The organism is Trebonia sp. (assembly GCF_049794275.1).
Taxonomy (GTDB): Bacteria; Actinomycetota; Actinomycetes; order Streptosporangiales; family Streptosporangiaceae; genus Trebonia.
The window spans coordinates 1-2,490 of sequence record NZ_JBARCR010001231.1 but is presented as its reverse complement, the minus strand read 5'-3'; the positions used below and the strand labels follow the sequence as shown (position 1 = coordinate 2,490).

Sequence of the window (2,490 nt, the reverse complement as noted above, 5' to 3'; positions counted from 1 at the left end):
GCTGGGGATTCGCGGCGATGGGCTTCGGCGTCGCCGGGCTGCTCGGCGCGCGGCTCGCGGCACCGTCCCGCGCGGTCGCGGCGGTGGTCGGCGACGGCGGGTTCCTGATGCTGCCCAGCGCGGTCGCCACGGCGGTACAGTACGGGCTGCCTGCCATCTGGCTGGTGTGGAACAACGGGGGGTTCATCTCGATCAGGGACCAGCAGCGCGGCTACTTCGGGCAGGAGCTCGCCACGTCGTTCCGCCACGTGGCGTCCGGCGCGCCGTACCGCTGCGACTTCGCGGCCATGGCCCGGGCCATGGGCGCGGACGGCATGCGCGCCTCGACGGCCGCGGACCTCGGCGCGGCGCTGAAGACCGCGCTGGATTCCGGCCATCCGACGGTCATCGACGTGCCTGTCGACGCGGAGGTCCCGCAGCCGGCCGTGGCCACCTGGGACCTGCCGCCGCTCTCGTATCCCGAGCCCGGCTTCGGCTGGCCAGACCCGTGAGCACTGACCCGTGAGTACTCCTGAGGCGCCCTGGGATGTCGTCGTGATCGGCGGCGGCAACGCCGGGCTGGTGGCGGCGATCACCGCGCGGGAAAAGGCGTCCCGGGTGCTGCTGCTCGAACGGGCGCCGGCCGTGATGCGCGGCGGCAACACCCGGCACACCAGGAACGTGCGCTGCGTGCACGACTCAGGCGACCAGTACACGCCGGGCGCGTACCCCTACGACGAGCTGTGGCGTGACCTGTGCGCGGTGGGCGACGGCCCGGCCGACGAGGAACTGGCCTCGTTCACCGTGCGGGAGTCCGCGTCGGTGCCTGGCTGGATGACCGCGCACGGGATCCGCTGGCAGCCGCCGCTGACCGGAACCCTGCACCTGGGGCGGACCAACCGGTTCTTCCTCGGCGGCGGCAAGGCGCTGGTGAACAGCTACCATCGGACGGCCGCCGCCGCTGGCGTCACGGTCTGGTACGACCGCACCGCCGAGGGGCTCGAGTTCACCGGGAACCGGTGCTCGGCCGTGCTGGTCTCGGGCAGGGACGCTGGGAATCCGGAGCGGATCGCCGCGCGCGCGGTCGTGTGCGCCAGCGGCGGCTTCGAGGCCAACATCGACTGGCTGCGCCGGTACTGGGGATCGGCGGCCGACAACTTCCTCATCCGCGGCCCGGCGACCAACGACGGCCGGATGCTCGCCGCGCTGTACGCGCTCGGCGCCGCCCAGGCAGGCCAGGAGCGGGGTTTCCATGCGGTCGCCATCGACGCGCGGTCGCCGCGCTTCGACGGGGGCATCGCCACCCGGCTTGACTGCATCCCGTTCTCCATCGTGGTCAACTCCCGCGGTGAGCGCTTCTATGACGAGGGCGAGGAACTGTGGCCCAAGCGGTACGCGATCTGGGGGCGGAACATCGCCGGGCAGCCCGGCCAGATCGCCTACTCGATCTGGGACGCGAAGGTGAACCGCCTGTTCCTGCCGCCGATGTACGGCCCGGCGAAGGCCGACAGCGTGGCCGGGGTGGCGGCCGAGCTTGGCCTCGATCCGGACGCGATCGCCACCACGGTGGCGAAGTACAACGAGTCGGTCGTCGCGGGCAGCTTCGACCCGTCCCGGCTCGACGGCTGCCGGACGGACGGCCTGACGCCGCCGAAGAGCAACTGGGCGCAGCCCATCGACACGCCGCCGTTCTACGGCATCGCCATGCGGCCGGGCATCACGTTCACGTTCCTAGGAGTGCGGGTCACCACGGACGCGCGGGTGCGGAGGGTGGAGGGCGGCGTCTTCCGCAACGTCTTCGCCGCCGGGGAGATCATGTCGGGAAACATCCTGTCGTCGGGCTATCTGGGCGGTTTCGGCCTGACGATCGGGACCGTCTGGGGCCGGACCGCCGGGGCGGCCGCCGCGCGAGAGGCTGTCTCGCCATGAACGCTGGCTCGCCATGAACGCTGTCTCGCCATGAACGATGACGGCATGAGCGACGGGCCGTTCGCTGAGGCGGACCGCCAGCTGACGATCTGCAACGCGTGCCGCTACTGCGAGGGGTACTGCGCGGTGTTCCCCGCCCTCGAACGGCAGGTAGACCTGACGGCCGGCGACATCACGCACCTCGCCGACCTGTGCCACGACTGCCGCGACTGCTACACGGCCTGCATGTACGCGCCGCCGCACGAGTTCGCCCTCAACCTGCCCGCCGCCCTGTCGGCCGTCCGCCACCACACCTACGACGAATACCTGCCCCGCCTCGCGTGGCCAGCTGGCCGCCGCGGCGCGATGCTCGCCGCGGCGCTGGCGGCGATCATGCTCCTCGCGGTGCTTGGCGTGATCGTGGGAGGGGCCGGCGCGCCCGCCGGATCTCCGTACCGGGTCATCGCCTACCCCGCGCTGCTGGTCGCGTTCGGGCTGCCCGCCGCCTGGAGCGTCATCGTGATGGCATGGTCTGCCGCGCGCTACTGGCGGGCCACGGACGGGCGAGGCTGGGGCGGCCTGGCCAGCCCCGCTGCGCTGGGG

2 protein-coding genes and 1 pseudogene are annotated in these 2,490 nt (G+C 72.4%); all 3 read left to right on the top strand.

What is annotated here, in order from left to right; genetic code table 11:
• Positions 1-491: thiamine pyrophosphate-dependent enzyme (locus tag WA805_RS30205; RefSeq protein WP_425244026.1), on the top strand; the 491-nt coding region annotated here is incomplete at its 5' end.
• Positions 492-501: 10 nt separating this feature from the next.
• Complete coding sequence (tcuA, locus tag WA805_RS30200; RefSeq protein WP_425244025.1) at positions 502-1,908, top strand: FAD-dependent tricarballylate dehydrogenase TcuA; 1,407 nt, start codon at positions 502-504, stop codon at positions 1,906-1,908.
• A gap of 45 nt (positions 1,909-1,953) precedes the next feature.
• Positions 1,954-2,490: pseudogene (locus tag WA805_RS30195) on the top strand (hypothetical protein); the annotation flags it as partial.